This window comes from Peteryoungia algae (genome assembly GCF_030369675.1).
Lineage (GTDB): Bacteria > Pseudomonadota > Alphaproteobacteria > Rhizobiales > Rhizobiaceae > Allorhizobium > Allorhizobium algae.
This window is the reverse complement of the sequence record NZ_CP128477.1, coordinates 215,367-242,097: the sequence shown is the minus strand read 5'-3', so window position 1 is coordinate 242,097 and position 26,731 is coordinate 215,367. Positions and strand designations below refer to the sequence as shown.

The window sequence follows — 26,731 nt, the reverse complement described above, 5'->3', positions numbered from 1 at the left end:
GGTGGGTCGGCTGCGGGGCCTTAGAGACCGCCGACTGCGCCGAGGCGCGGTTCCTGCTTTCCCAGGCGAACGGGCCCGCAGACCCTTTCATAGGCGAAATCGACGATGGAGAACTTGATCGCCTGCCAGCCGCAATATTCGTCGAGGAAGTCACGCCTGAGGACGCAATGATTGCGGTCGCCGTCTGGCCAGTAGAGGCAACCAGCCTCCACCGCCCGGCGGAATAGCCGCTGCAGGTGGGTGCGCGATATCATGAAGTGCTCGGCCATCAGGCGCGCGTCGATGCGGCCGATATTGTAGCCTTCGCCGTCGGGTTCCAGCTCCATGGCACGGCGAACGAGTTCGTCCATTACGAGGCCCCCAGCCTCTGTCCAGAGGAAAAGAGCCACGCGCGACGGGGGTTCCAGCCAGCTCGGATGCAGACAGGCGCGACGGGCAATCTGCGGCTGGATCCGCCGAAAGAGGTCCGGCTGCGCCGCCAGCGTCGCCGTCCGGTCGCCACCGTCCAGCTGGTCGAGAAGCTGCAGATTTGTGACCAGCCATTGGTGCATGGCCAGCGTCGGTATCTCGGTCGCCTCGTACCGCTTGGGTCGCCGGTTCGGATCGCCGACGATACGGACGAACTTGTAGCTCAACAACTGATCGAGGAAATTCAGCACCGTGTTGCGGCTGGCCGCGTTGTTGGAGGTGATGATCTCGCGCAGATTGGTGGTCGTGAGCCCGCTGCCCGGCTGCAAGGGATCATATTCAAGCTGCAGCGCAAAGGCCGCCTGGCTGAGCAACCAGCGCTGATGGGAGGCAAGCATGCGCGAAAGCCGCGGGCTCTGGTCGAACTGGCCGCGAAGCTCCGCGGCATAGGCCCGCAAGGCCGGAACGAAGTGAGGATGACCGAGGATATCGGCTGCAGAGAGCGTCATGGTGCTCTCCTGAATGGTCCGATCCATGCCAGATGGGAGCGATCACACACAATGGACGACCCCTCTTGCGAGTGCCCGGCCTTCTGCCGTGTCGTATCCGTCTGCCCCATATGCTTCCCTTGGTGGTGAAAGGCCGATGGCCGGCCGCTTTTCCCCGGAATATCAACAGCGTAAACGAAATCCTTACGAACTTTCAATCAATTATTGCCTATAGCCATGCGAGAAGATGCATCGCCGCCCGCAAATGCGGCGCATCGCGTCGTATCCGAAATTTCACGCAGGCAGCATTGCTGGCACAATTTCCGTTCAGAGAGCCCGGGGGAGGCCCAATGCTGTCCAGTCTCGCATCGATCGCCACCCTGATGATGTCGACCCTCATGATGATGGCCGGCTTCGGTCTGATGAGCTACATGCTGCCGATCCGCTCGCTCAGCGAAGGCTGGTCGACCTTCATCATCTCGGTCATCGCCACAGGCTACACTTTCGGTTTCACGGTCTCCTGCGTCGTCACGCCGATCTTCGTGCGTCGCGTCGGGCATGTCCGGGTTTTCGGCGCGCTGATCACGCTGCTGACCGTCTCGATCCTGCTTTGCGCCCTTGTGGTCGAATGGTGGGCCTGGACGATCTTCCGCGGCCTTTCCGGCTTCGCCATTGCCGGCGCCTATCTCCTGGTCGAGAGCTGGCTCAACGAACGCGTGACCAACGAAAATCGTGGCGCGCTCTTCTCCGTCTACATGGTCACCTGTCTCGTCGGCTCGATCGGCGGCCAATATATCGTTCCGCTCGGGGACGTGAATGCACCCGACCTGTTCATCGTCTGCGCCTTGATCTTTTCGCTCGCGCTCTTTCCCGTGGCGCTGTCGACTGCAAAGTCACCGAGCCCGATTGCAGAGGCGCGTTTCGACCTCAAGCGTCTCTATCGCCGTTCTCCGATCGCCTTTTTCGGTTCGCTGCTGACAGGTGCCCTGTCGGGCACCTGGGGCAGTCTTGGCGGCGTCTATTCGCAGAGCATCGGCATGAACACCGCGCAAGGCGCCACGCTGCTTGCGGCCTTCCTCGCGGGCGGTGCCATCTCGCAGGTGCCGATCGGGCGTGTCTCCGACCGCTTGGATCGCCGCTTTGTGATGATTGCATGCGGCCTTTTCGGTGTCGGCGCCTGCGGCATGATGTTGGCCTTTGGTGCCGAGGACCCGACAGCCGTCTATATCGCCGGCTTCTTCGTCGGCACGGTGCTCTACCCGATCTATTCACTGAACGTTGCGCATGCGAACGATCTTGCCGAACCACATGAATATGTGACGCTGTCCAGCGGCATCATGATTCTCTACGGCTTGGGCACGGTCACCGGTCCGCTGATGGCCGGAACGCTCATGCAAGGGCTGGGTCCGAGCGCCCTGATCGCCTTCCTCGGCTCCGGCTTCGCGCTCTATGCCGGCTATGCCGCCTGGCGTATCACGCGTCGTCCCGATACCGTCACACCGGAAGAGAAGGCCGACTTCCAGGCCACGATCGTGCCGATGCAGGGCGCCGACAACGCCTCTCCGATTGCCGAGGTAGAGAGCTGACGTTTCAGCCTTGGGGCGTTGCAGCCTTGCGGGCCGCCCGGCGCTCAAGGCCGAGCTGGTGTTCGCGGTAGATGATGAAGATGCCGGCTCCAACCACGATCGCCGCCCCGATCAGGGTCGTCATCGTCGGCACTTCGGAAAACAGCATATAGGCGGCGATCGATCCGAGAATGATCGAACAATATTCGAAGGGCGCGATCGTCGAGACGTCGGCGAAACGATAGCTCTCGGTGAGAAAGATCTGCCCCAGTCCGCCGAAAATGCCGGCCAGCGCCAGAAGTCCCAGCGACCACCAGGAGAGTTCCGCCCAGCCGAAGAACCAGCTGAGCGCCGAGAGAAGTGCCGCCGTCAGCGAAAAGAAGAGGACGATGGTCGAGGTCTTCTCCTCGCGCACGAGCTGGCGGACCTGCAGCATGGCGCCTGCTCCCAGCATAGCGGAGATCAGGACGGCCATGGCGCCCGCTGCCGCATCGGAACCGAGGCCCTCCTCGCCGAACAGGGTGAGCTTGGGAAGAGATATGATCAGGACCCCGACGAGCCCGATGACGACCGCTGTCCAGCGATAGAGCCGGACGGTCTCCTTCAGGAAGACCGAGGCAAAGACGACCGCCAGGAGCGGCATGGCATAGCCGATCGCAATCGCATCCGGTAGCGGCAGATGCACCAGGCCATAGAAACCGGCCCCCATCGCACAGACGCCCAGCAGGCCGCGCTTGATGTGCCCGACGGGGTTGTTTGTCTGCATGGCCTGGCGCAATTCGCCGCGCCAGGCGAGATAGCCGAGGATCGGCAGGATGGCGAAGGCCGAGCGGTGAAAGCTTATCTGGCCTGGCGGGATGCCGCTGCCGGCGAGCTTGATGCAGGTCTGCATGGCGACGAAGACCGTGACCGAACAGACTTTCAGCACAATGCCGCGGAGGGGATCTGGATCGGCAAAAGCCATATTCGTGAAATCTTGGGGCAAGCTGCGCCGGGGCGCAGTGAATGGGAAGCGGCAACGGTCTCGCCGGTGACTCGACAGGTGACCAGCATGCATGCCGGTCGCATCTTCGCAAGCCCCGTATTTCGCCAAAGGCGCCCCCAGGAATAGACTGAGATCACGGGCTATTTCGGCGAAAGGCGTTGATGCCACGCTCAAGCCGAGAAATCGTCTTGCCTCTGGGGCGTCTCGCCATCAATGCGCCTGCAGCGTCACCCGGCGGACCTGCAGCGTCACCCTACATGACTTTGTCTCGTCCAAGATCAGTTTGACTATTCTTGGACTTCGCCCCGCATCGACCCTTTTCAACGAAGAAAATTGGCCCATGCGCCAAGTCCATCATCAAAATTATCTCATGTTTTAATAATCGTTCAGAAATTGCTGCAATCATCGCCCGCAACTTGAGCCATTCGGTTGAGCGCTTTCTCCGCGCGCATTCTGGTGGCCAACCCCGCAGCGACCAGGACACATTATGCGCACAGATACGGGCCGGATCGTTCATCTGGCAGACTACCGCCCCACCGACTTCGTTCTGGAACGGGTTGATCTGACCTTCGAACTGGACCCAACGGAAACCAAGGTGGAAGCCCGCCTGATCTTCCATCGGCGGGAAGGCGTCGATGCCAATGCGCCTCTGGTGCTCGATGGCGACGACCTCACCATGACGAGCCTGCTTTTCGACCAGATCGAGATGGATCCTGCACGTTATACCGCTGCACCCGAGAGCCTTGTTATCCGCGACCTGCCGGAATCGGTTCCCTTCGAGATCACCGTCGTCACGATGATCAATCCGGAGGCCAATACCCAGCTGATGGGTCTCTATCGCTCGAACGGCATCTACTGCACCCAGTGCGAGGCCGAAGGCTTCCGCCGCATCACCTATTTTCCCGATCGTCCCGATGTGCTCGCCGTCTATACGGTCAACATTATCGCCGACAAGGCCGCCAATCCGCTGCTCTTGTCCAACGGCAATTTCCTTGGGGGTGCCGGTTTCGGCCCGGACAAGCATTTCGCCGCCTGGTTCGACCCGCATCCGAAACCGTCCTACCTTTTCGCGCTGGTCGCCGGTGATCTCGGCATCGTCGAAGACACGTTCACCACCATGTCCGGCCGCGAAGTCGCGCTGAAGATCTATGTCGAACACGGCAAGGAGCCGCGTGCGGCCTATGCCATGGATGCGCTGAAGCGCTCGATGAAGTGGGACGAAGAGGTCTTCGGCCGCGAATACGATCTCGACATCTTCATGATCGTCGCTGTCTCCGACTTCAACATGGGGGCCATGGAGAACAAGGGCCTCAACATCTTCAACGACAAGTATGTGCTTGCCGACCCCGAGACCGCGACCGATCAGGATTACGCGAATATCGAGGCGATCATCGCGCATGAATATTTCCACAACTGGACCGGCAACCGCATCACCTGCCGCGACTGGTTCCAGCTCTGCCTGAAGGAAGGCCTGACGGTCTACCGGGACCACGAGTTTTCGGCCGACATGCGCTCGCGCTCGGTCAAGCGCATCGCGGAAGTCCGCCACCTGCGCTCGGAGCAGTTCCCGGAGGATGCCGGTCCGCTCGCTCATCCGGTCCGCCCGACAAAATACCGCGAAATCAACAACTTCTACACGACGACCGTCTATGAGAAGGGCTCCGAGGTCACCCGCATGATCGCGACCATTCTCGGCCGCGACGATTTCAAGAAGGGGATGGACCTCTACTTTGAACGCCACGATGGCGATGCCTCGACCGTCGAGGATTTCGTCAAATGTTTCGAGGATGCGAGCGGCCGCGATCTCACCCAGTTCGCCCTCTGGTATCATCAGGCCGGCACGCCGCAGATCACCGTCTCCTCGGCCTATGACGCCGGTGCCAAGACCCTGACGCTGTCGCTGGAACAGATGATCCCGGCCACGCCCGGCCAGAGCGCCAAGGAGCCGATGCACATCCCGCTGCGCTTCGCACTCATCTCCGAAAACGGCTCCGAGGCCACGGCTTCCGGCATTTCCGGCGGCGAGGTCACCGGCGAGGTCCTGCATCTGACCGAACGCGCCCAGAGCTTCACCTTTTCCGGCATCGGCAGCCGTCCGGTCGTGTCGCTCAACCGGGGCTTCTCGGCCCCCGTCACCCTGCACTTCTCGCAGAGCGCCGAAGACCTCGGCCATATCGGCCGCCACGACAGCGACCTCTTCGCCCGCTGGCAGGCCATCACCGATCTCGCCCTGCCGGTCCTGACGGATGCCGCCAAGGGCGCCCGCGAGGGACAGGCGATCACGACCAGCGCGTCCTTCATCGAGGTGCTGCTGGCTGTCGCTGCCGACGAGCAGCTGGAGCCCGCGTTCCGCGCGCAGGCGCTGAGCCTGCCGAGCGAAGCCGACATTGCCCGCGAGCTCGGCGGCAACAATGACCCCGATGCAATCCATGCCGGCCGCCAAGCCGTGCTGTCCGCCATCGCGACCGCAGGCGTCGAGGTCTTCCGCACACTCCATGACGCCCATTCGGCCTCCGGCCCCTTCACACCGGATGCGACAGGCGCCGGCAAGCGTTCGCTGAGGAACATTGCGCTCTCGTTCCTGACGATTGCCGAGAATTCCCCGGCCCTGTCCGCGGCAGCCTTCGCCAGGGCCGACAACATGACGGACCTGTCGCAGGCCCTCACCATCCTCACCCATCGCTTCCCGGATTCGGCCGAAGCGATGGATGCACTGGCCGCCTTCGAAACCCGCTTCGCCTCGAATGCGCTGGTGCTCGACAAGTGGTTCTCGATCCAGGCGACAATCCCGGGATCGGGAAGCCTCGACCGGGTCAAGGCCCTCATGGGAAGCCCGCATTTCGCGCCGACCAATCCGAACCGGGTCCGCTCGCTCGTCGGCACCTTCGCCTTCGGCAATGCGACCGGCTTCAACCGTGCAGACGGTGCGGCTTACGACTTCTTCGCCGAGCAGATCCTCGCGATCGACCCGCGCAACCCGCAGCTCGCCGCACGTCTCCTGACCGCGCTCCGGTCCTGGCGCCTGCTTGAGCCCGCGCGTGCCGAGAAGGCGCGCACCGCGCTGGCCGCGATTGAAGCGTCCACGTCGCTTTCGACGGATGTGCGCGACATCGTCGACCGCATCCTCAAGAGCTGACCGGGCCATCATTGCACTCAAAAAAGGCGCCGGCCAAAATCGGCGCCTTTTTCATGCGAACCTGTTTCATCGAGCCCACATCACCAGCTAATTTTCCATCAGATTCAGCCGCTTGTCAGGCCGCCAATAAAAAAGAGGAGTCGGAGCAAGGGGTTAATATTTTCTTTACCCACCCACTCTGGACAAGGCGAATCGGCCATGATTCCTTGGCGTCAGATTCGGGCGAGCGGCGCTAACGAATCGCACGAGGGATAGAGGCAGGGACGATGTTGGACGCGCGGCGGGTCACCGCAGCCGATGAGCGGCTGCGCATCAAATTTTCGGACATGGGGGCATTCTTCGGGCGCGTCGGCGAGGCGTTGTTCGGCGCGTCGTCATCCAGTCCGGGGCAAGGAGCCACCCGTTCGCGGCGGATCGAGACGATCCTGCGCCGGGCCATTCCGATCCTCATTCTCGCCTTTCTCGCTGTTGTGGCGCTGGCCCGGACCATCGGGATCGTCAACGAGTACCAGCGCATGGAAGCGTCCGTGCGCCAGTCGACGGCGCTGATCGCTGCAACGGCCAGTGCCGTCTTCGACGAAAGGGTCGCGCTCTTCGAAATGCGCGACCGCGCCGAAGCCGAGAAGCGCCTCGCCACGTTCCTCGACCGCGGACATTTTGCCAATGGAGCCTTCGTGCTCCTGATCGATCCGGCCGGCCGGGTATTTGCGGCTTCTCCGGAGGCTGCGGCCCAGGTGGGCCTGTCCCTGTCGAGCCTTCTGCCCGAAGTCATGATCTTCCGGCAATCCGGCAATCGCACCGGCGCCTTCGACACCGAACTGAACGGCGTACCACATCATGCGATCTTCACGCCGATCGGCACGGACGGCGCTCTGATCGTGACCGCCCACACGCTTCAGGCCGTCGGCGATTTCTGGCGCCGCGAGCTTTCGCTGAACACGACGCTCTTCACTTGCATCACCGTCATCCTCTTCGTCATCCTCTACGCCTATTTCTACCAGGTGAAACGGGCACGCGAAGCGGACGACACCTTCCTGGAATCCAATCTGCGCGTCGAGACCGCGCTCGCCCGCGGGCGCTGCGGTCTCTGGGATTTCGACCTCGAAAGCCGCAAGCTCGTCTGGTCGAGCTCGATGTACGAGATGCTGGGCCTTGCGCCTTCCTCCCAGCCGCTCACCTTCGCCGATGCCGCCCGCCTCATGCATCCCGATGACGGCAATCTCTATGCGCTCGCCCGCTCCGTCGGCCGTGGCAGCTCACGCCATATCGACCAGATCTTCCGCATGCGCCACGCCCAGGGCCATTATGTCTGGATGCGCGCCCGCGCCCAGATCATCTCGACCAGCACCGGCGAATTGCATGTCATCGGGATCGCCATGGATGTGACCGAGCAGCACCGGCTCGCCCAGCGTTACGCCGAAGCCGACCAGCGCCTCGCCGACGCCATCGAATGCACCTCGGAAGCCTTCGTGCTCTGGGACAAGAACGACAAGCTGGTGGCCTGGAATGGCCATTTCCAGAAGGTCTATGGTCTGCCCGATGCCGTGCTCGTCCCGGGCAAGGAGCGCGCCCTGGTGCTTGCTGCAGCCGACAAGCCGATCATCCAGCGCCGCATCGCCGATGCCGACGACGGCACCAATTCCCGCACCTCGGAAGTCCAGCTCGCCGACGAGCGCTGGCTACAGATCAACGAGCGCCGCACCCGCGACGGCGGCCTTGTTTCCGTCGGCACCGATATCACGCTGCTCAAGCGCCATCAGGAGCGGCTGCGCGAACAGGAACGGCGCCTGATGGCCACGATCGGCGATCTCTCCGCCTCGCAGAAGATCCTGGAGCGCCAGAAGACCGAACTCTCCGACGCCAACGAGAAATATCTCGCCGAAAAACAGAATGCCGAAGCCGCCAACAAGGCAAAATCGGAATTCCTCGCCAATATGAGCCACGAGCTCAGAACACCGCTCAACGCCATCCTCGGCTTCTCTGAAATCCTGCTCGCCGGCATGTTCGGCCCGGTCGGCTCGCCGAAATACGAGGAATATGCCAAGGACATCCACGAAAGCGGCAAGCACCTCCTCAACGTCATCAACGACATCCTCGACATGTCGAAGATCGAGGCGGGCCAGATGAAGATCCGCTGCGAAACGATCGATCTGTGCCCGCTGATCGAAGAGAGCATGCGCCTCACCGCGATCCCGGCCGAAGAGAAAAACATCACCGTCGAGCAGCGCGTCGAGGACGGTCTCTCCCTGATCGCCGATCGCCGCGCGATCAAGCAGATCCTCCTCAACATCCTCTCCAACGCCGTCAAGTTCACCGACGATGGCGGCAAGATCGCACTGCGGGCCCGCAAAGTCCAGGGCGCCGTGATCGTCTCCATCGCAGACACCGGCATAGGCATTCCGAAGAGCGCGCTCGGCAAGATCGGCAACCCCTTCGAACAGGTGCAGAGCCAGTATGCCAAGTCGAAGGGCGGCTCGGGCCTCGGGCTTGCCATCTCCCGCTCGCTCGTTGCCCTGCATGGCGGTTCCCTGAAGATCCGCTCGCGCGAAGGCCTGGGCACGGTCGTTGCGCTTCGCATCCCCGACGTCATCGTCGCGCAAGGTCTCAAGCGCCGCGCCTGACACGCATCGCGCGCATGTTCACCCGCTGGTAACCCTTCCCGCCGAATAGACGGCCCGACTTACCCATCTGTAAGAGTCGGCGGGCCATGACAGGCTCGGGACAATCCGGTTGAATGCCGGTGGACATCAAGGGACCGCAATGGCCAGTGCAGGCAAGCCGCGCAATCGGCTCTATGTCAATTTCATCATCAACCTGATCGGCGCCCTGCTGCCGATCCCGGTGATGATCCTGACGGTCCCCGTCTATATCGATTATGTCGGCGATGCCCGATACGGCGTCATCTCGCTGATCTGGGTGATGATCGGCTATCTCGGCTTTCTCGAACTCGGTCTGGCACCCGCCACGATCAACGCGCTGGCCCGCCTTGACCATTCCGATCAGCGCGAACGCGCCCGGGTCATCGTCACCTCCTTTACGATCAATGCGTCGATGACCTTCTTCGGCGCCTTCCTGCTTTATCTGCTCGGTTCCTACATCGTCGGCGGCGTGGTGCAGGTGCCGATCGAGATCGAGGATGAAGTGAAGGCGGCCATGCCCTGGATCGCCCTTCTCCTGCCCCTCGTCATCCTGAACGGTGCCGGCATCGATGCGATCGAGGCGCGGGAGAATTTTGCGCTCGCCAATGTGCTGCAGGTCTCGGGCGCTATCTTCGCACAGATCCTGCCGCTCGCCTTCGCGGTCTTTGTCTCGCCAGATCTCGGCACAGTCATCCCCGGCGCGGTGCTTGCCCGGGTGCTGCTGATGCTCGCCATCTTCGTCGCTATCAACTCGATCGAGGGACCGATCCGGATCACCGATTTCGACATGGACCGGGCACGCAAGCTTCTCTCCTATGGCGGCTGGGTGACGATTTCGTCGGTGCTGACCCCGATTCTCGGCTCTCTCGACCAGTTGATGGTCGGACGTTTCTTCGGCGTCGCAGCGGTCACCTATTACGCCGTGCCGCTCAACCTGATCTCGCGCAGCCAGATCATCCCCGGCGCCATCTCGCGGGCGATTTTCCCGCGGCTCGCCAGTTCCATGCCGGACGAAGCCAAGGCACTCAGCGCCCGCGTCCTCGTCATCACGGCACTCCTCTATGGCGGCATCTGCGCCTCGACGATCCTGCTGATGGATCCGCTCCTGACCCTCTGGCTCGGAGACGCCTTTGCCGACCGGGCGGGTGTGCCCGCAACGATCCTCGTCACCTCGATCTGGCTCAATTCGCTGATCTTCGCGCCCTATTGGCTGATCCACAGCCAGCACCGTCCGGACCTCATCGCCAAGCTACATCTCGGCCTTCTTCTGCCCTTTGCCGGTGTCCTCGTCCTGCTGACCATGCAATTCGGCATCGTCGGGGCCGCGGTTGCGGCCGCACTCAGGTCGCTCTTCGATTTCGGCGGTCATCTTGCACTGAGCGGCATCCTGCGGCGCGTCGTCCTGCCGCTTGCCCTGCCCTTTGCGCTTCTGGCCGCCGCGACCTTTGCCCACCTGACGATCGACGACTGGCTGACCGCCTTCATTCTCGCCTGTGCCGTCTGGCCCCTGGTGGCGCTTCTGGTCTTCCTGCTCGATCGCGCAACCTTCAACCTGCTGCTCGGCTTCGGCCTGAAGCCGCTGAAGCTGATCAGCGGCCGCGGGGGCGCCTGAGCCAGCGGCAACACTTCCGTCAGGCCACGACCCGCGCAAATACCTTGCGCACCGCCTTCGCCAGCCGCTTGATCTCGGCTTCCGTGGTCTTCAGATCCGGGCAGTCGGCCGCGCGCGCCAGGCGATCTGTGAGACCCGCCGGGACGTTTGCCGGTTCGAAGGGACCATCGATGCAAAGACGGATTACCTGCGACAGATCGGTGTAGAGCTTCAAGGCTGTCAGGCAGGTATCGAGATCGTTCGGATCGATGAGCTCACCCAGGGCCTTCAACGCGTCCGCCGTCGAAAGCTCATTGGTCCGGACGTGGAGCCCCTTGGCCGGCGCCGTCAGCGCCAGATATTGCGCAATGAACTCGATGTCGATCAAGCCGCCGGGAATGAGCTTCATATCCCAGATGTCTTTCGGCGGCTTCTCCTGCTCGATCAGCGCCCGCATCTCGACGACATCCTTGACGGTCTTCGCCGTATCCCGTGGCGCGCCGAGCACTTCCTCGATGATGCCTTCGGCCTCCTTGATCAGGCTCTGATCGCCACACAGCATGCGCGCCCTGGACAGCGCCATATGCTCCCAGGTCCATGCCTCCTCGCGCTGGTAGCGGGCAAAGGATCTGAGCCTTGTCGCGACGGGCCCCTTGTTGCCGGAGGGTCTCAGCCGCATGTCGACCTCGTAGAGCACACCTTCTGCCGTCGGCGCCGAAAGCGCCGCGATCAGCCGCTGCGTGAGCCTGGTGAAATACCGCACGGGATCGAGCGACTTCACCCCGTCCGATTCCGGCGCATCCTCGTCATGTTCGTACAGCAGGATCAGATCGACATCGGAGCCCGCCGTCAATTCGTAGGAGCCGAGCTTGCCCATGCCCGCCAGAGCGACGCGGCCGCCGGGGATCTTGCCATGGGCGATCTCCATTTCTGCCACCACAGCCTTCAGCGCCTCGTCGATGACGAGGCCGGCGAGATCGGTGAAGGCATGGCCGGCCTGCGCGCCACCGATCGCGCTGGTCAGCAGCCGAATGCCGATGAGGAAGCGCTGCTCGGCGGCGAAGATGCGCAGCCGGTCGAGAATTTCCTCGTAGTGGGTGGCGCCGGAGAGAAAACTCTTCAGTCGCCTGCCGAGATAGTCGCGGGTGGGAAGCTCGACCAGGAGGACCGGATCCAGCATGCCGTCGAAGACATGCGGTCGCTGCGCGATGATCTCGGCGAGCCGCGGTGCGGCCGCCATGATGTTGACGATCCGGTGAAGAAGGGCGGGATTGTTGCCGAGCAGGGAGAAGAGCTGGATGCCGGCAGGAAGGCCCGAGAGGAAGTTGTCGAAGCGCAGCAACGCCTCGTCGGCACGCCGGCTTTCGCCGAAGGCTTTCAGCAGATCCGGCGTCATCGCGGTCAGCCGCTCGCGGGCCTCGACCGATTGCGTCGCACGGTAGCGACCGTAGTGCCAGGTCCGGATGACGCGTGAGATGTCCTCCGGCCGTTCGAAACCGAGGTCCTTCAGGGTCTTCAGCGTATCCGGATCGTCCTTCTGGCCGGTAAAGACGAGATTGCCGGTCGAACTCGACAGGCCCTCCTCCTTTTCGAACAGCCGGGCATACCTTTTCTCGACCGTTTTCAGTGCCGTTTCCAGGGCCCGGGAAAAGGCCGTCGTGTCGATGAAACCCAGCATGAAGGCGATGCGCTTCAGCTCCGCCTCCGTTTCCGGCAGGACGTGGGTCTGCTCGTCATGCACCATCTGGATGCGGTGCTCGACGTCACGCAGGAACCAGTAGCAGTCGGTAAGTTCCTCCGCCGTCTGATCATCGATCCAGCGGGCGGCGGCGAGCGCCTTCAAGGCCTCCTCGGTCGGCCGGCAACGCAGGTCCGGCATGCGGCCGCCGGCGATCAGCTGCTGGGTCTGGGCGAAGAACTCGATCTCGCGAATGCCGCCGCGCCCGAGCTTGACGTTGTGCCCCTTGACCGCGATCGCGCCATGCCCCTTGTGCACATGGATCTGGCGCTTGATCGAGTGGATGTCTGCGATCGCCGCGTAGTCGAGATATTTGCGGAAGACGAAGGGCACGAGTTCACGCAGGAAACCCTCGCCCGCCTTCAGGTCGCCGGCCACGGGCCGAGCCTTGATGAAGGCGGCGCGTTCCCAGTTCTGTCCCCTGCCCTCGTAATAGATAAGTGCCGCCTCGACCGGCACGGCAAGCGGCGTCGAGCCCGGATCGGGCCGCAGCCTCAGATCTGTACGGAAGACATAGCCGTCTGCGGTCCGCTCCTGCAGGATGCGCACCAGACGACGCATCATCCGCCCATAGGTTTCCATTGCTTCATCGGGATCCTTCAGGATGCCGGCTTCCGGATCGTAGAAGATGACGAGGTCGATATCGGAGGAATAGTTTAGCTCGCGCGCGCCGAGCTTGCCCATGCCCAGCACGATGAGCCCGCTGCCATGGGCCGGATTGTCGCGATCCTTCAGCGTCAGCTTGCCGCCGTAATGACCTGTGAGAAGCAGGTGGTCGATGGCTGCCGCCACCGCGGCATCCGCCACGGCGCTCAGCCAGGCGGTGGTGTCGCGCGCCGTAAAGACGCGGGCGAGATCGGCGAGCGCGCTCAGGAAGGCGACCTTGCGCTTGGCGCGTCGCAGCCGCGCCATGACATCCGTCTCCGCAGGAGCGACACCGGAGGCATCGGGCCTCCAGGCGGTGCGGGCCTCCTCGACTGCGTCGAGGAGTTGCGGCTCCAGCGGCGATGCTATGGCTTCGAGCAGCAAGGATGGCGTGAGGTTCGCGACATCGCGCAGATAGGGAGAGAGTGTAAAGGCCGCGAGCACGAATTGGCGCAGCGGCCCCTCTGCCGACAGATGTTCGGCAAGCCCCGCCTCCTGCTTCGTCAGGTCCTTCAGCAGGCTGACTGCAGCCTTCAATTCCGTCTGGTTCAGTGGACGGATCACGCCCTCCACCACATCGGACAATCTGCTCGTCCTGCCGTCTCCCATCAGCGCCTCCTCTCCCGGCCGAGATTGCCTGGCGAATCTCGAGCCCGGATAGGTTACGGCCTCATTCCGGGAAAGACCATCGTCGCCGTCAGGCCCGGATGGTCGGGATGGCTGCGGGTGTCGGAGAGGACAAGCCGCCCGCCATGCAGGGCCATGATCGCCTCGACCAGAGAGAGTCCCAATCCTGTGCCCGGTTTCGAGCGGCTCTTATCCAGCCTGACGAAGCGCTTGACCACCTCGGCCCGCTTGTCTTCGGCAATGCCGGCTCCCTGATCGGAGACTGAGATTTCCAGGCCAGTGTCGCCACGCGCCACGCGCACGCGGATCTCGGACCCCGCATCGCCCTGGCTGCCATACTTGATCGCATTGTCGATCAGATTGGCGATCGCCTGACCCACGAGTTCGCGATTTCCCCGAACCGATAGTCCTTGTGCGATCTCGCAGACCATGACCTGTCCCGCCTCTTCCGCCACGGGTTCGTAGAGTTCGGCACTGTCGGCAGCGATGGTGGAAATGTCGATGTCAGTCAGCTCGGCCGCGATCGACCCGGCTTCGACGCGGGAGATCATCAGCAGCGCGTTGAACGTCCGGATCAGCTGGTCGGATTCGGAGATGATCGTCTCCAGCGCCGCTCTTCTCGCCTGCGCATCGTCCTCGTCCAATGCGTCGGCCGCCTTGTTGCGCAGGCGTGTCAACGGTGTCTTCAGGTCATGGGCGATGTTGTCGGAGACCTGTCTCAGGCCTTCGTTCAATTGCTCGATCCGCCCCAGCATCTCGTTCAGGGACGAGGACAAGCGATCGAACTCGTCGCCTGAACCGGAAACCGGCAGACGCTGCGACAGATCGCCTGAAATGATCTTCTGACTGGCCGCCGAGACTCGGTCGATGCGTTTGAGCGCATTGCGGCCAATGGCAAACCAGATGACCACCGCACCGACTCCCATGATCAGCAGCGCCACCATCAACGCCTGCCGCACCAGCTGGCGCAGCTTGCCGGGCTCGCCAAGGTCGCGGCCGACCAGAACCCGGATGCCGTTCTCCAGGACGAAGACATGCCCGGTCGCCAGATGACGCTTCGCAACGCCACTGTCGGTATAGCGCTGGTAGCGGAAGGGGAAATTGGTCCAGCCCTCCTCGTCGAAGACGCCGGGCTGCAGCGAGGCGACATTGCCGGCGAGGATCTCGCCGGTCGGGCTTGCAATCACGTAGAGATTGGCACCCGGCTGCCGCGCGCGACGTTCCAGGGTCCGCAGGAGCTGGTTGATCCCGCCGCGCTCGAAAGCGCCCTGGATCTCGGTCACGTCCTGGCGCAGCGCCTCACGCGTCTGATTGTTCATGATACGCTCGGCAAGCCCCGTCACGTAGAAGACGAGGAAGGCGGCGCACAGCGCGAAAAGAATGATGTAGAGCGCGGAAAGCCGGACGGCCGTGGACTTGGCCAGCACCCCGAGACGGGACTTCAGCCGCATGTCAGCCTTCGTCCTTGATCATGTAACCGGCACCCCGCACGGTCTTCAGGAGCGGCCGGTCGAAATCCTTCTCGATCTTCGACCGCAGGCGCGAGACATGCACGTCGATGACATTGGTCTGCGGGTCGAAGTGATAGTCCCAGACGTTTTCAAGCAGCATGGTGCGGGTCACCACCTGGCCGGCATTTTTCATCAGATATTCCAGCAGGCGGAATTCGCGCGGCTGCAACAGGATTTCCTTGCCGGCCCGCTTCACCTCGTGTGACAGACGGTCGAGTTCGAGATCACCGACGCGATAGGCCATGTCCTGCTCGGGCTTGCCCTTGCGGCGGCCGAGCACCTCGACACGGGCGAGCAATTCGGAAAAGGCGTAGGGTTTGGGCAGGTAGTCGTCCCCGCCGGCGCGCAGACCCGTCACACGGTCGTCCACCTGGCCGAGGGCAGACAGGATGAGAACCGGCGTATCGATGCCACGCTTGCGCAGCTCGCTGATGACCGAAAGGCCATCCCGACGCGGCAGCATACGGTCGACGACCATGACGTCGTAGGTATTTTCCGTGCCCATGAAAAGACCGCTTTCGCCGTCACTCGCGTGATCGGCGACAATGCCGGCCTCGCGAAAGGCCTTGGTCATGTAGGCTGCGGCTTCCAGGTCGTCTTCGATGACAAGTATCTTCATGCGCGCGACATTAGCCTCGGCATCCGCCACCGTATAGCCGGTTTCGCCGGTGTCCGGCTGTCCCTGTTCCACGATCCCCATGCTTCGTCCTTTCCTGACACCAGACGGTCACCGACCGTCGAAAACGACAAGGGGCGCCGCCGGCCTTAGACCGCCGGCGCCCCTTGTCACATCACAATCAGCCCTGGTTGATTGGAAGCGCCACGAAGCGGCTGCCATTCTCCGATTCGACCTGGAAGAGCGCCCGGGTGCGGCCGTCCTTCTTGGCCTGGTCGAGAACCTTCTGCACGTCGGCCGCAGACGAGACTTCCTGGTTGTTGACCGAGGTGATCGTCTCGCCCGACTTCAGGCCCTTGTCAGCGGCGTCGCTGTCGGGATCGACATCGACGATGGCAAGGCCCTTCCCGTCTTCGGCCGGACGAACAGAAAGGCCGAGGCTCGACAGTTCCTGCTCGGCTTCCGGCGCCGGGGCCGCATTGTTCTCGGTCTCGGCACTTGCTGCCTGGTCGGCCGGCAGTTCGCCGAGCTTGACCTTGACCTCGGTTGCCCTGCCATCGCGCCAGAGCGAGACGTCGATCGTCGTGTCGGGTGCAAAGGCTCCGATGCGGCGGGCCAGATCACGCGGATCCTTGACCGGGTCACCATTGACGGCCGTCACCACGTCGCCCTGCTTGATGCCGGCCGCTTCACCGGGCGAACCGGCCTGCGGGGCAACGACCAGGGCGCCACTATCCTCGGCAAGGCCGAGGCTGTCGGCGATGTCCTTGGTCACGGGCTGGATCTGAACGCCGAGCCAGCCGCGCGAAACCGTGCCGCTTTCCTTGAGCTTGGCGATGACGTCAGTCGCGACCGAGGCCGGGATCGCAAAGGCGATGCCCACATTGCCGCCCGAGGGCGAGAAGATCGCCGTGTTGATACCGACGACTTCGCCGTTCAGGTTGAAGCCGGGTCCACCCGAATTGCCGCGGTTCACGGCGGCATCGATCTGCAGGTAGTCGTCATAGGGGCCGGAGCCGATATTGCGGCCACGGGCCGAAATGATACCGGCAGTCACGGTGCCACCGAGGCCAAAGGGATTGCCGACGGCGACGACCCAGTCACCGACGCGGACCTTCTCGTCATCGGCGAACTTCACATAGGTGAACTTCGTGTCGGGTTCGTCGACCTTGAGCAGCGCCAGGTCCGTGCGGCTATCCTTGCCGACCAGCTTGGCGTCGTATTCCTTGCCGTCGTTCATCACGATGGTGAAGGCGGCGCCGTCGTCGATGACGTGGTTGTTGGTGACGACATAGCCGTCTTCGGAGATGAAGAAGCCGGACCCCTGTGCGGTCGGACGCAGGCGACCCGGACCACGCTCGGCACGCGGGCCACGCTCCTGCGGACCACCTTCCATGCCTGGACCACCGAATTCGCGGAAGAAGCGCTTCAACGGGTGATCATCCGGCAGATCCTCGAAGCTGCGACCGCCAAAGTTGAAGGAAAAATTGCTTTCGTCGGACGATGCCGGCTGAACGTTCGACTGGACCCGGACGGACACGACGGCCGGCAGGACGGCCTGCACGACATCACCAAAGCTCGGCACCTGCGGCGCGTCCACTTCAACCGGTGCGGCAAGCGCCGGCACGGCGGCGAAGGGGGCGGCCGTCACCAGCATCATGGCGGTGAGGCCGGCGGTGGTGGAGGTCTTCAGGATCGACTGCAACGAACGACCTTTGTTCTTGGACATGTGATCTACCTTCATCTGTTCATCTGACTGGAGCCGCCGGCCAATCTGGCGGCGGGAAGCGGTGGATGAGGAGAGATATAGGAGCTGTCAGGTTACGGCGAACTGTACGGCAGATGAATTCTTCGTAATGTTCGTCGACAGGTACGCCTGTCGTGGACCCGGTCCCGGCTGACGCATTTGTCCGTCCTGAAACCGGAACAGTAAGCGCTATCGAAACAGCGGCTGTCAGATCCGCTCACGCTTCGACTGGTGTTCGACCTTCACGCCGGGCGCAGTCACGCGCCAGGGCACTTTTCGCCCCGCGCAAGAGAGTATTTGCGGCGCAAAGGCGGTTCGTTGCCGGAGACGATCTGATCCACCTCGAGATCGGCGCGGCCAGCGTGTCCTGACGATCCGCCATGGTCGCGGGCGGCCGCCGGGCATGGCGCTGGCTGACGACGCCGATCTGGAAGCGCCCTTGACTAGTCCCGATCCAGCAGCTTGCCGAGCCGCGCTTCCTCGTCCGGCGACAGCTTTGCCACGGGCTGCACAGCGCGTCGGCGCGTATAGACCACAGCCACGATCAGACCGATAATGGCGAGCGCCGCCGGTGCGCCCCAGAGCCCGATCGTACGGACACTCAGTCGCGGCTTCAGAAGCACGAATTCCCCATAGCGCGACACGACATAGTCCAGCACCTGCTCGTCGCTATCGCCACCCACCAGCCGCTCGCGCACCACCACGCGCAGATCGCGGGCGAGTTCGGCGTTGGAATCGTCGATCGACTGGTTCTGGCAGACCATGCAGCGCAGTTCCGCCGACAGCGCCCGCGCACGCTGCTCGAGCACCGGATCGGCCAGCACTTCGTCCGGATTGACCGCGAAGGCATGAATGGGGGTCAGAAGGAGGGCCAGCAGGATGAACAGGCAACGCAGCATCCGGCGGCTTCGCCCCTCCGCCAGACCCTCTGTCAGCAAGCGGGGAGAAGACATGGTCGACATCGGCGGTCTCGCCCCTCCTTCCGCTTGCAGGAAGAAGCCGGCGGCAGCTGCAAGTGGGGCAATCTTCTGAAACCAGCCCATCACTCCGCAGCCTCCAGAGCCGGCTTTGCCGCCACCTTGGCCCGCTTCGGCGCGCCAACGCGCAGTCTGCGGTCCGAGAGCGAGACGATACCGCCCGCCATCATCACGAGAGTGCCGTACCAGATGCAGAGGATCCAGGGTTTCCACCACACGCGCACCACGATACCGCCGTCTGCCATCGGGTCACCCAGCGACACATAGAGCTGGCTGAAGCCGAAAGTGACGATGCCGGCCTCCGTGGTTGGCATCTGGCGCGCCGTGTAGAGCCGCTTCGACGACCAGACATCGGCCACCTCGACACCGCCCTCGCGGATGGTGAAGTGTCCCTGATCCTCCGTGTAGTTCGGTCCGGTCGCGGCGCGAATGCCGTCGAACGTCACGACATAACCGCCGGCCTCCGCCGTCATGCCGGGCTTCATCTCGACCACGGTTTCCGTCTCGAAGGTGGTCACGGCCACGACGCCGAGCACGGTCACACCCATGCCGAAATGCGCCAGCGCTGTGCCGAAGGCGGACCGCGGCAGGCCCTTGAGGCGGCTCCAGGCGGTCGACAGCGGATGCGTGCCGAAGCCTGCCCTGTACCAGAGATCGGCGATCGCTCCCCCCATGACGAAGAAGGCGAGCGCAAGGCCTCCCACTGCCATGACGGGACCGCCATTCTGCGCGTACCAGAGGCCAAGTCCGAGAACGAGAGAGAGTGCGGCCGCCACGTAGAGGCGCTGCAGAGCCCCGAGCAGATCGCCGCGCTTCCAGGCGAGAAACGGCCCGAAGGGCACGGCCAGAAGCAGCGGGATCATCAGAAGCCCGAAGGTGATGTTGAAGAAGGGCGGACCGACCGAAATCTTTTCACCCGTCAGCGTTTCCAGAAGCAGCGGATAAAGCGTGCCGATCAGAACAGACGCGGTGGAGACAGTGAGGATCAGGTTGTTGAGGACGAGCGCCCCCTCGCGCGAGATCGGCTGGAACAGGCCGCCGGCCTTCAGCATCGGTGCGCGCAGCGCAAAGAGGGTGAAGGCCCCGCCGATGAAGATGACGAGAATGCCGAGGATGAAAACACCGCGCGTCGGATCTGTCGCGAAGGCATGCACGGAGGTCAGCACGCCAGACCGCACCAGGAAGGTGCCGAGCAGCGACAGCGAGAAGGCGATGATGGCGAGCAGCACCGTCCAGATCTTCAAGGCATCGCGCTTTTCCATGACCAGCGCCGAATGCAGAAGGGCCGTGCCCGCAAGCCAGGGCATGAAGGAGGCGTTTTCGACCGGATCCCAGAACCACCAGCCGCCCCAGCCGAGTTCGTAATAGGCCCAGTAGGAGCCCATGGAGATGCCGGCCGTCAGGAACACCCAGGCCGCCAGCGTCCAGGGCCGCACCCAGCGCGCCCAGGCCGCATCGATGCGGCCGTCCATCAAGGCGGCGATCGCAAAGGAGAAACAGACGGAGAAACCGACATAGCCGAGATAGAGCAGCGGCGGATGGATCGCGAGGCCGATATCCTGCAGGACGGGATTGAGATCCTGTCCTTCGGCCGGAATGGGCGACAGGCGGGCGAAGGGGTTCGAGGTCAGGAGAATGAAGAGGGTAAAGGCCGTCGTGATCCAGGCTTGCACGGCCAGCACGTTGGCCTTCAGGCGGTCCGGCAGGTTGGTGCCGAAGAAGGCGACCATGGCGCTGAACAGCGTCAGGATCAGCACCCAGAGCAGCATCGAGCCCTCATGGTTTCCCCAGACGCCGGAGACCTTGTAGATCATCGGCTTGAGAGAGTGCGAATTCTGGAAGACGTTCTGCACCGAGAAATCGGAGACGACGTAGCCGTAGGTAAGAACCGCGAAGGAAAAGGCGACGAGCAGGAAGAGCGCATAGGTCCCTGTTGTCGCGACGGCCATCATTGCCGCATCCCCGCGGCGGGCGCCGATGACGGGCAGGATGGAGACGACCAGACAGGTGGCGAGTGCCAGCACGAGGGCATAATGGCCAAGCTCGATGATCATCGGATCTCTTCCTTGCCGCTGAGTTCCACCCCTTGCGCCTTCAGACGATCGGCCACATCCTTCGGCATATAGGTCTCGTCATGCTTGGCAAGCACGGTATCGGCCACGAAGACCTTGCCCATGCCCTCGAACCGGCCTTCCGCCACCACGCCCTGCCCCTCGCGGAACAGGTCGGGCAAGATACCGGTATAGGTGACGGGAAGTTCGCTCAGCGTATCGGTGACGGTGAAAGTGATGGTCGATCCCTCGCCCCGCACGACCGAGCCGGTTTCGACCAGGCCCCCTAGGCGAATGCGGGTGCCCGGCTGCAGATCGGCCTTGGCGAGATCACCGGGAACGTAGAAATAGGCGATCGACTGTCCGAAGGCGAACATGATCAAAAGCACGGCCGTCAGGATGAACCCCATGCCACCGGCAATCACAGCCAGACGTTTCTGTTTGCGGGTCATTGGCTCACCTCCTCGACATCAAGGCCGAGTTCCGTCGCCATGGCGATCAACTGCTGGCCCTCGGCGCCGTCAGCCGGGAAGGCCTTGAGGCCATCCTTCAGCGCGGCTTGCGCCCGTTCCTTGTCCTTCAGCATGGCATAGGAGCGGACGAGCCGCATCCAGCCCTCGAAATTGTTGGGGTCTTCCTTCAGCCGCGCATCGAGGCTCGCCACCATGCCGCGGATCATCTCGCTGCGGTCGTCTTCCGACATCGCTTGCGCATTGGCAATGTCGTCTGCCGAGGGATTGCCGAGTGCTGCCGGAGCCGTCGGCTGCACCGATGCCGCTGGGGCGTTGGCGAGCGGCACTCCGGCGCTGTTGGCAGCAATGTGCTGGTTGACCAGCGACATCCAGGGTGCGGTTGGCGGTGAGGCTGTGGCAATCGCCTGGAAGGCGGCCAGAGCTTCGGCACGACGACCGGACTGCTCCAGCGCCAAGGCCAGATAGAAATCCGCACGCGGATTGTTCGGCTCGAGCTTCAGCGCTGCCTGGAAAGCCATCTGCGCATCGTCCGTGACGATCCCGTCACTGCGCAGAACCAGCGTTTCGCCAAGGCCATTCATGCGCTCGGCATCGGGCCCCAGAATGCGGATCGCATTGCGATAGGCAATCTCGGCATCCGGCAAACGGCCGATGCGGAAATAGACGGGCGCCAGCACGTTCCAGCCATTGCCGTCTTCAGGATTGCTCGCCAGATGCCGCTCGACCTTGGCCACGAGCAGACCAACGTCATCGCCGGGATTTTCGATCCGGGCGGCGAGCGGCGCATCGGGCGTGCCGGGGCTCCCGATTTCGAGATAGCCCGCGAGCCCGATGACGGGAAGACAGAGGAGGATGAAGGCCTGGGAGAGCCCGTAGCGACGGCGCGCAACAGGCGCGGCTGCGGCGGCTTCGAACGCCCGTTCGGTTGCCGCCTCGCCGGTCGTCGCACGGCCGGCGACCGCCAGCAGACGGCGGCCGATTTCGGCGCGCGCATAGTCGGCGTCATCGGCGGATATCAGGCCTGTCGCCTTGTCCCGCTCCAGTTCGCGCAGCTGGTCACGATAAACAGCCGCCTCGCCCTCGTCATAAAGGGATGCACGGGCCGATGCTCGCATCAGCGGAGAGAGCAGGATGACGGCGACAACGACCGTCAGCAGGGCGGAGATGATCCAGAACAACATGAGACCCAATTACGTCAAGGACGGGTGCTTTCCAACAGCCAAACACCCCCTGACGGAAAGTTGAGGCGTTTGGCCGCAAGACTTCTCTAGGCCGCCATAACCCGCCCGGCCTTGACCCAAGTCAAGCGGGAAGAGTGGCCTTCCCCGTCACGCGGAGATCGAGTTTGCGTTTCGGGATCAGGCTTGGGCCAGCGCCCTCAGCTCAACGGTGTCCAGGTCCCGTTCGAATTGCGGCAGGCCGCACCGCGTGCCTGCAATTCACGCCCGCCGTTCACCACCTTGTGGGTGAACTGGCGGCAGTTCTGCTTGCCGACCTGATAGGGCGCGGCCGCCACGACCTCGCCGCGCATATTTGAGCCTGCCCAGGTCACGGGCTGGCCACCGGGGGCTGCTTCCAGTGCGCGATATTCGGCTTCCAGTGCGCGTTGCGTCTCGCTGCGCGACAGCTCGACGCCCACGCGGGAGACGATGCCGCCCTGAAGTGCTGCGATATAGACGGCGGAATTGGCCTTGGCAGTGGCCGAGCGGCCGCCGCCCGAGGTGGTGCAGCCCACAAGGGCAAGCGACACGAGGGCCGTGGCTGCCAATATCCCGAATCGCTTCACACTCATCAGACCGTTCCAAGTCCCGTCGAATTGTTGCTGCCGATCATCGCCTGTCGCGCTTTCGCGAAGGATGCCGCCAGCTGGCCGAATGCCGTCCTATACACCTATGTAATTTCACAGGAAAATCAATCACCCAGTGTCTTTGGTCACAGCCGGTAGGATCAACTGTGCGCGAAGTCCGCCGATCCCGGCCCGTGACAGGCCGAATGTACCCTGATATTCCCCGGAAATCTCCTTGACGATCGACAGGCCTAGCCCCGTTCCGGGTTTGCTTTCGTCCAGCCTTCGCCCACGTTTCAGGGCCTCGCCGATCTCTTCGGGCGCCAGACCCGGCCCATCGTCCTCGACCACGACCTCGATCCAACCGCGCCGTCCGTCCGTCAGGTCGTCTTCGCGTGCGGTCATGACAACATGGGTCACCACCTTGGTGCGGGCAAAACGGGCTGCGTTTTCCAGGAGGTTGCCGACGACTTCCTCGACGTCCTGCTGCTCCATGGCAAAAGTCAGATCCGGCGCGGCATCGAGCTCGAAGGCCACTTCGGCATTCAGCTTGCGCATGACACGAACGAGACGCTCCAGAACCGGCTGAGCCTCGGTGCGGGCCAGAACGCTGTCGCGCTGGGCAGCGATCCGGGCGCGGTTGAGGTAGGAGCTCACCTGCGCCTGCATGGCCTCGGCCTGGGAGGCGATCACCTCGGCAGGGCTCTTGTTCAGCGTGCGCGCCTCGTTGAGCAGCACGGCGATCGGTGTCTTCAGCGAATGGGCGAGATTGCCCACCTGCATGCGCGCCCGTTCGACGATACGCCTGTTGCTGTCGATCAGCGCGTTGATCTCGTTGGCGAGCGGCAGGATCTCGCTCGGAAACTCACCCTCGATGCGTTCGGCTTCGCCACGGCGGATGCGCTCCAGCGCCCGACGGGCCCGGTCGAGCGGCTTCAGACCGTAGAGAATGGCCAGACCATTGACGATCAGGCCGCCGATGCCGACCAGGGCGAGCGCCGTATAGAGCCGGCTGGTGAAGAAGCTGATCTCGTCCTCGATGACCTGCAGATTGCCGGAGACCCGAAAGCGCGCCGCACGGCCCTGATCGTCGAGCACGACCTCGGTCTCGGCGACGCGAATCTGGTTGCCCAGCTCGTCGGTCATCTCGTAGTAGCGCTCGTAATTCTGGTCGAAGGGTGTCAGCTCGACATCGGGCACAGCGAGATTGGCAACCCCCAGAGACGCGGAGGCGAGCGGTGCGGTCGCATAATTGCCCAGCGGCTCGACCAGCCAGTACCAACCGGTCGCCGGTTGGGAAAACCGCAGATCGCCGAGCGCCGGCGAGCCGGCCAGGCTGTCGCCGTCACCGATCGAAACGGAATTGACGACATTGTAGAGCTGGGCACGCAGGAGATTGTTGAAGCCGCGTTCGACGCCCTGGCGATAGAGGGCGGAAATTGCCACCGCGATGGTCACCAGACCGAGTGCCGACCAGAGCGTGGCCAAAAGCAGGACGCGCGCGGTGAGCGAGCGGATCCTCATTTCGCGGGGGCTTGCATTCGGTAGCCGAGGCCGCGCACCGTCTCGATCATGTCGACGCCAAGCTTCTTGCGCAGGCGTCCGACAAAGACCTCGATCGTGTTGGAGTCCCGGTCGAAATCCTGATCGTAGAGATGCTCGACCAGTTCGGTGCGGGATACGACCTCACCCATGTGGTGCATCAGATAGGAGAGGAGGCGATATTCGTGCGAGGTGAGCTTCAGCGTCACGCCTTCGACGGTCGCCTTGGAACTCTTGGTATCGAGCCGCACTGGTCCGCAGACGATTTCCGAGGAGGCATGACCGGCCGCCCGTCGAATCAGCGCCCGGATGCGGGCGAGGACTTCCTCGACATGGAAAGGCTTGGTCACATAGTCGTCGGCGCCGGCATCGATGCCCGCGACCTTGTCCGACCAGCGGTCGCGTGCCGTCAGGATCAGCACCGGCATGACCCGGCTCGCGGACCGCCATTTTTCAAGCACGGTAATGCCGTCCATTTCCGGCAGGCCGATGTCGAGGATCACCGCGTCATAGGGTTCGGTGTCGCCGAGGAAATGCCCCTCTTCACCATCGAAGGCCTTGTCGACGACATAACCCGCTTCCTGCAGGGCTTCGACGAGCTGGCGGTTCAGGTTGGCATCGTCTTCGACGACGAGAATGCGCATGCGGTTCACCCCTTGATCGCGGAGAGTCGGGCCATCGACACTGTCACTGCGCCCCGGTCACTGCGCGACGCGCATGGTGACCTTGCGCGGCCGCTCGTTGCCGCTGCCCGGAACGAGCACGACGATGACGCATTCACCGCCCGATTCGCGGACGGAAAGCAACTGCCCGCCGACCTCGGCCACGACCCTTTCCGCCGCCGCACTGCAGTCGGCTGCCATGGCATTGCTGCCGGGCGTCGGCAAGGTCGCCACGGTCATGGCCAGCGCCAGGCCCGTGTATTTCATGAAAGATGCCATTGCTGCTTCTTCTTGGATGACGTCCACTCTTGCCAAATTATGTACCGCAAGGCGTCTGAATGGCAAATGAATGCTCGGTAATCTTGTGGGGAAGGAGCTTGGGCCCAGCCTCCGTCAATCGCCACGCGCCAGCCTCGATGAACGATCTGTCATGGCGTCCAGGCGCCGTATTACCGTGTCGTCGCTCGCAGCCTCAAGTAGCTCTGTCCAGCTGTCCGGCGGATTTCCATCCTCCAGCATCGCACGGAACACGGCATAGGCATCGCTGCGCGAACCGTAACTGCGCAGCGTATCCGCGTCGTTGACCCAGGCGAAGACAAGGACCTTGCCCGTCAAACTGTAGCGGAAGAAAAGACGAAACCGCCCATTGCCGAACTTTGCCCGAAACCAGTGCTTGCGCTCGGGACCCAACGTCCCACCCTGGCGAAACGCGGACGAGGTCGGATCCGCCGGTATGACTTCAGCCATCAATTTCTGCAGCGCGACCAGAAGCTTGAAATTTGCGCTGCTGCGAAACGTATCTGGCTTCCTTTTGGCTTCACGTTCAACGGCTGCAGTCAGGCGCTCCAGTTGATCGAGAAACAGCGGGTGCGCCCGGATGATCCAGCCATTGACCGTTTCCATCTCAAAGCGCGACCTCGCCGTCGATCGGGGCGTCGAGATCGATGTCTGCGCCTTCAGTCAACGCAGCGATCCGGCCACGCAGGCCGGGCGGGATCTCCATGAAAGCATCCCCCGGCCGTGCCGCCATGTCCCTGGCCAGAAAATCAAGAAAGCCGTCCAATACCGGATCATCGTCTTCGACATCGTCGCGCTCGACCGAAACGCGATTCTTCTCGTCCAGACTGAAGGCAATCCGTCCACCATAGCCAACGCCAAGCGCATCGCGAATGGGCTTCGGAATGGTGGTTTGTCCCTTTTCGGTGATCGTGCTCACCTTACGCAAGATCTTGTTCATGCCACCTGCCTCATTGATCACAGCGAAAGGTAATGGAAATTCCTTACTTCGTAAAGGGCTGACGTGGATACACTTGCATATCACCTCACCCACCCACACCCTTTGTCGCGGTGAGGCGCCCGTACAGGGCCAGCAGCCCGCCCACCGTGCCGGCAAGCGTCGTCATGGCCTCGGCAATCTCCGCCTGCTCCGCGCCGCCCACGTCCAGACCGGCATGGCCGAGCAGCGGGGAGGCGATCGCGATCAGCGCGCCCCAGATGGTTTTCGACTGGTACCAGGGTTTCACATCCAGCATGTTTCTCTCCTC

21 protein-coding genes are annotated in these 26,731 nt (G+C 63.1%); 4 read left to right on the top strand and 17 right to left on the bottom strand.

Translation table 11 applies throughout. The features are described from left to right. Nucleotides 1-20: 20 nt before the first annotated feature. Entirely contained in the window at nt 21-917 is an 897-nt protein-coding gene (locus QTL56_RS01270; RefSeq protein WP_245137576.1) for a hypothetical protein, read from the bottom strand. A 329-nt stretch (nt 918-1,246) separates the two neighbouring features. On the opposite strand from QTL56_RS01270, the gene QTL56_RS01265 reads away from it, so the two are divergent. Then, nucleotides 1,247-2,482 carry an MFS transporter gene (locus tag QTL56_RS01265; RefSeq protein WP_229576528.1) on the top strand — a complete coding sequence of 412 codons (1,236 nt, stop codon included), beginning with the start codon at nt 1,247-1,249 and terminating at the stop codon, nt 2,480-2,482. Between the two features lie 4 nt (nt 2,483-2,486). Here QTL56_RS01265 and QTL56_RS01260 read toward each other — a convergent pair whose 3' ends face one another. Then, nucleotides 2,487-3,425, bottom strand: a complete 939-nt coding sequence (locus tag QTL56_RS01260; RefSeq protein ID WP_245137578.1) for a DMT family transporter — start codon at nt 3,423-3,425, stop codon at nt 2,487-2,489. Between the two features lie 508 nt (nt 3,426-3,933). On the opposite strand from QTL56_RS01260, the gene pepN reads away from it, so the two are divergent. The 3 genes from pepN (at nt 3,934) to QTL56_RS01245 (ending at nt 10,833) form a co-directional block, all read left to right on the top strand. Further along, complete coding sequence (gene pepN, locus QTL56_RS01255) at nt 3,934-6,582, top strand: aminopeptidase N (protein ID WP_245137579.1); 2,649 nt, start codon at nt 3,934-3,936, stop codon at nt 6,580-6,582. A gap of 266 nt (nt 6,583-6,848) precedes the next feature. Beyond that, nucleotides 6,849-9,203, top strand: a complete 2,355-nt coding sequence (locus QTL56_RS01250) for a PAS domain-containing sensor histidine kinase (RefSeq protein WP_245137581.1) — start codon at nt 6,849-6,851, stop codon at nt 9,201-9,203. A gap of 139 nt (nt 9,204-9,342) precedes the next feature. Further along, nucleotides 9,343-10,833 carry an oligosaccharide flippase family protein gene (locus tag QTL56_RS01245; RefSeq protein WP_245137582.1) on the top strand — a complete coding sequence of 497 codons (1,491 nt, stop codon included), beginning with the start codon at nt 9,343-9,345 and terminating at the stop codon, nt 10,831-10,833. 19 nt (nt 10,834-10,852) lie between these two features. Here QTL56_RS01245 and QTL56_RS01240 read toward each other — a convergent pair whose 3' ends face one another. The 15 genes from QTL56_RS01240 to QTL56_RS01170 form a co-directional block, all read right to left on the bottom strand. Further along, nucleotides 10,853-13,804, bottom strand: a complete 2,952-nt coding sequence (locus QTL56_RS01240; protein ID WP_245137583.1) for a bifunctional [glutamine synthetase] adenylyltransferase/[glutamine synthetase]-adenylyl-L-tyrosine phosphorylase — start codon at nt 13,802-13,804, stop codon at nt 10,853-10,855. Nucleotides 13,805-13,857: 53 nt separating this feature from the next. Next, a complete protein-coding gene (locus QTL56_RS01235; protein WP_245137586.1) occupies nt 13,858-15,273 on the bottom strand; it encodes a sensor histidine kinase in 1,416 nt (471 codons plus the stop codon). A gap of 1 nt (nt 15,274) precedes the next feature. Continuing rightward, nucleotides 15,275-16,033 (bottom strand): response regulator transcription factor, encoded by a 759-nt coding sequence (locus tag QTL56_RS01230; RefSeq protein WP_280640741.1) that lies wholly within the window; start codon nt 16,031-16,033, stop codon nt 15,275-15,277. 97 nt (nt 16,034-16,130) lie between these two features. Then, on the bottom strand, nt 16,131-17,678 hold the full coding sequence (locus tag QTL56_RS01225) for a Do family serine endopeptidase (protein WP_245137588.1): 1,548 nt from the start codon (nt 17,676-17,678) through the stop codon (nt 16,131-16,133). Between the two features lie 461 nt (nt 17,679-18,139). After that, nucleotides 18,140-18,595 carry a cytochrome c-type biogenesis protein gene (locus tag QTL56_RS01220; RefSeq protein ID WP_229576749.1) on the bottom strand — a complete coding sequence of 152 codons (456 nt, stop codon included), beginning with the start codon at nt 18,593-18,595 and terminating at the stop codon, nt 18,140-18,142. Nucleotides 18,596-18,738: 143 nt separating this feature from the next. Further along, nucleotides 18,739-20,727 carry a heme lyase CcmF/NrfE family subunit gene (locus tag QTL56_RS01215; protein WP_245137589.1) on the bottom strand — a complete coding sequence of 663 codons (1,989 nt, stop codon included), beginning with the start codon at nt 20,725-20,727 and terminating at the stop codon, nt 18,739-18,741. After that, nucleotides 20,724-21,176 (bottom strand): cytochrome c maturation protein CcmE, encoded by a 453-nt coding sequence (ccmE, locus tag QTL56_RS01210; RefSeq protein WP_245137591.1) that lies wholly within the window; start codon nt 21,174-21,176, stop codon nt 20,724-20,726. The genes QTL56_RS01215 and ccmE overlap by 4 nt, the downstream gene beginning before the upstream one ends. Next, nucleotides 21,173-22,378: a c-type cytochrome biogenesis protein CcmI gene (gene ccmI, locus QTL56_RS01205; RefSeq protein WP_245137593.1), complete on the bottom strand. Its 1,206-nt coding sequence runs from the start codon at nt 22,376-22,378 to the stop codon at nt 21,173-21,175. Before ccmI ends, ccmE begins: the two co-directional genes overlap by 4 nt. Nucleotides 22,379-22,575: 197 nt before the next feature. Beyond that, nucleotides 22,576-22,989 (bottom strand): RT0821/Lpp0805 family surface protein, encoded by a 414-nt coding sequence (locus QTL56_RS01200; protein WP_229576540.1) that lies wholly within the window; start codon nt 22,987-22,989, stop codon nt 22,576-22,578. 123 nt (nt 22,990-23,112) lie between these two features. After that, nucleotides 23,113-24,507 carry an ATP-binding protein gene (locus QTL56_RS01195; RefSeq protein ID WP_245137595.1) on the bottom strand — a complete coding sequence of 465 codons (1,395 nt, stop codon included), beginning with the start codon at nt 24,505-24,507 and terminating at the stop codon, nt 23,113-23,115. Further along, nucleotides 24,504-25,169 (bottom strand): response regulator transcription factor, encoded by a 666-nt coding sequence (locus QTL56_RS01190; protein WP_229576542.1) that lies wholly within the window; start codon nt 25,167-25,169, stop codon nt 24,504-24,506. Before QTL56_RS01190 ends, QTL56_RS01195 begins: the two co-directional genes overlap by 4 nt. Before the next feature lie 57 nt (nt 25,170-25,226). Continuing rightward, nucleotides 25,227-25,466 (bottom strand): hypothetical protein, encoded by a 240-nt coding sequence (locus QTL56_RS01185; protein WP_229576544.1) that lies wholly within the window; start codon nt 25,464-25,466, stop codon nt 25,227-25,229. 114 nt (nt 25,467-25,580) lie between these two features. Next, entirely contained in the window at nt 25,581-26,090 is a 510-nt protein-coding gene (locus QTL56_RS01180; RefSeq protein ID WP_245137597.1) for a type II toxin-antitoxin system YhaV family toxin, read from the bottom strand. Between the two features lies 1 nt (nt 26,091). Next, a complete protein-coding gene (locus QTL56_RS01175; RefSeq protein WP_245137598.1) occupies nt 26,092-26,424 on the bottom strand; it encodes a type II toxin-antitoxin system PrlF family antitoxin in 333 nt (110 codons plus the stop codon). A gap of 85 nt (nt 26,425-26,509) precedes the next feature. Next, nucleotides 26,510-26,719 carry a hypothetical protein gene (locus QTL56_RS01170; RefSeq protein ID WP_245137601.1) on the bottom strand — a complete coding sequence of 70 codons (210 nt, stop codon included), beginning with the start codon at nt 26,717-26,719 and terminating at the stop codon, nt 26,510-26,512. Between the last annotated feature and the right edge of the window lie 12 nt (nt 26,720-26,731).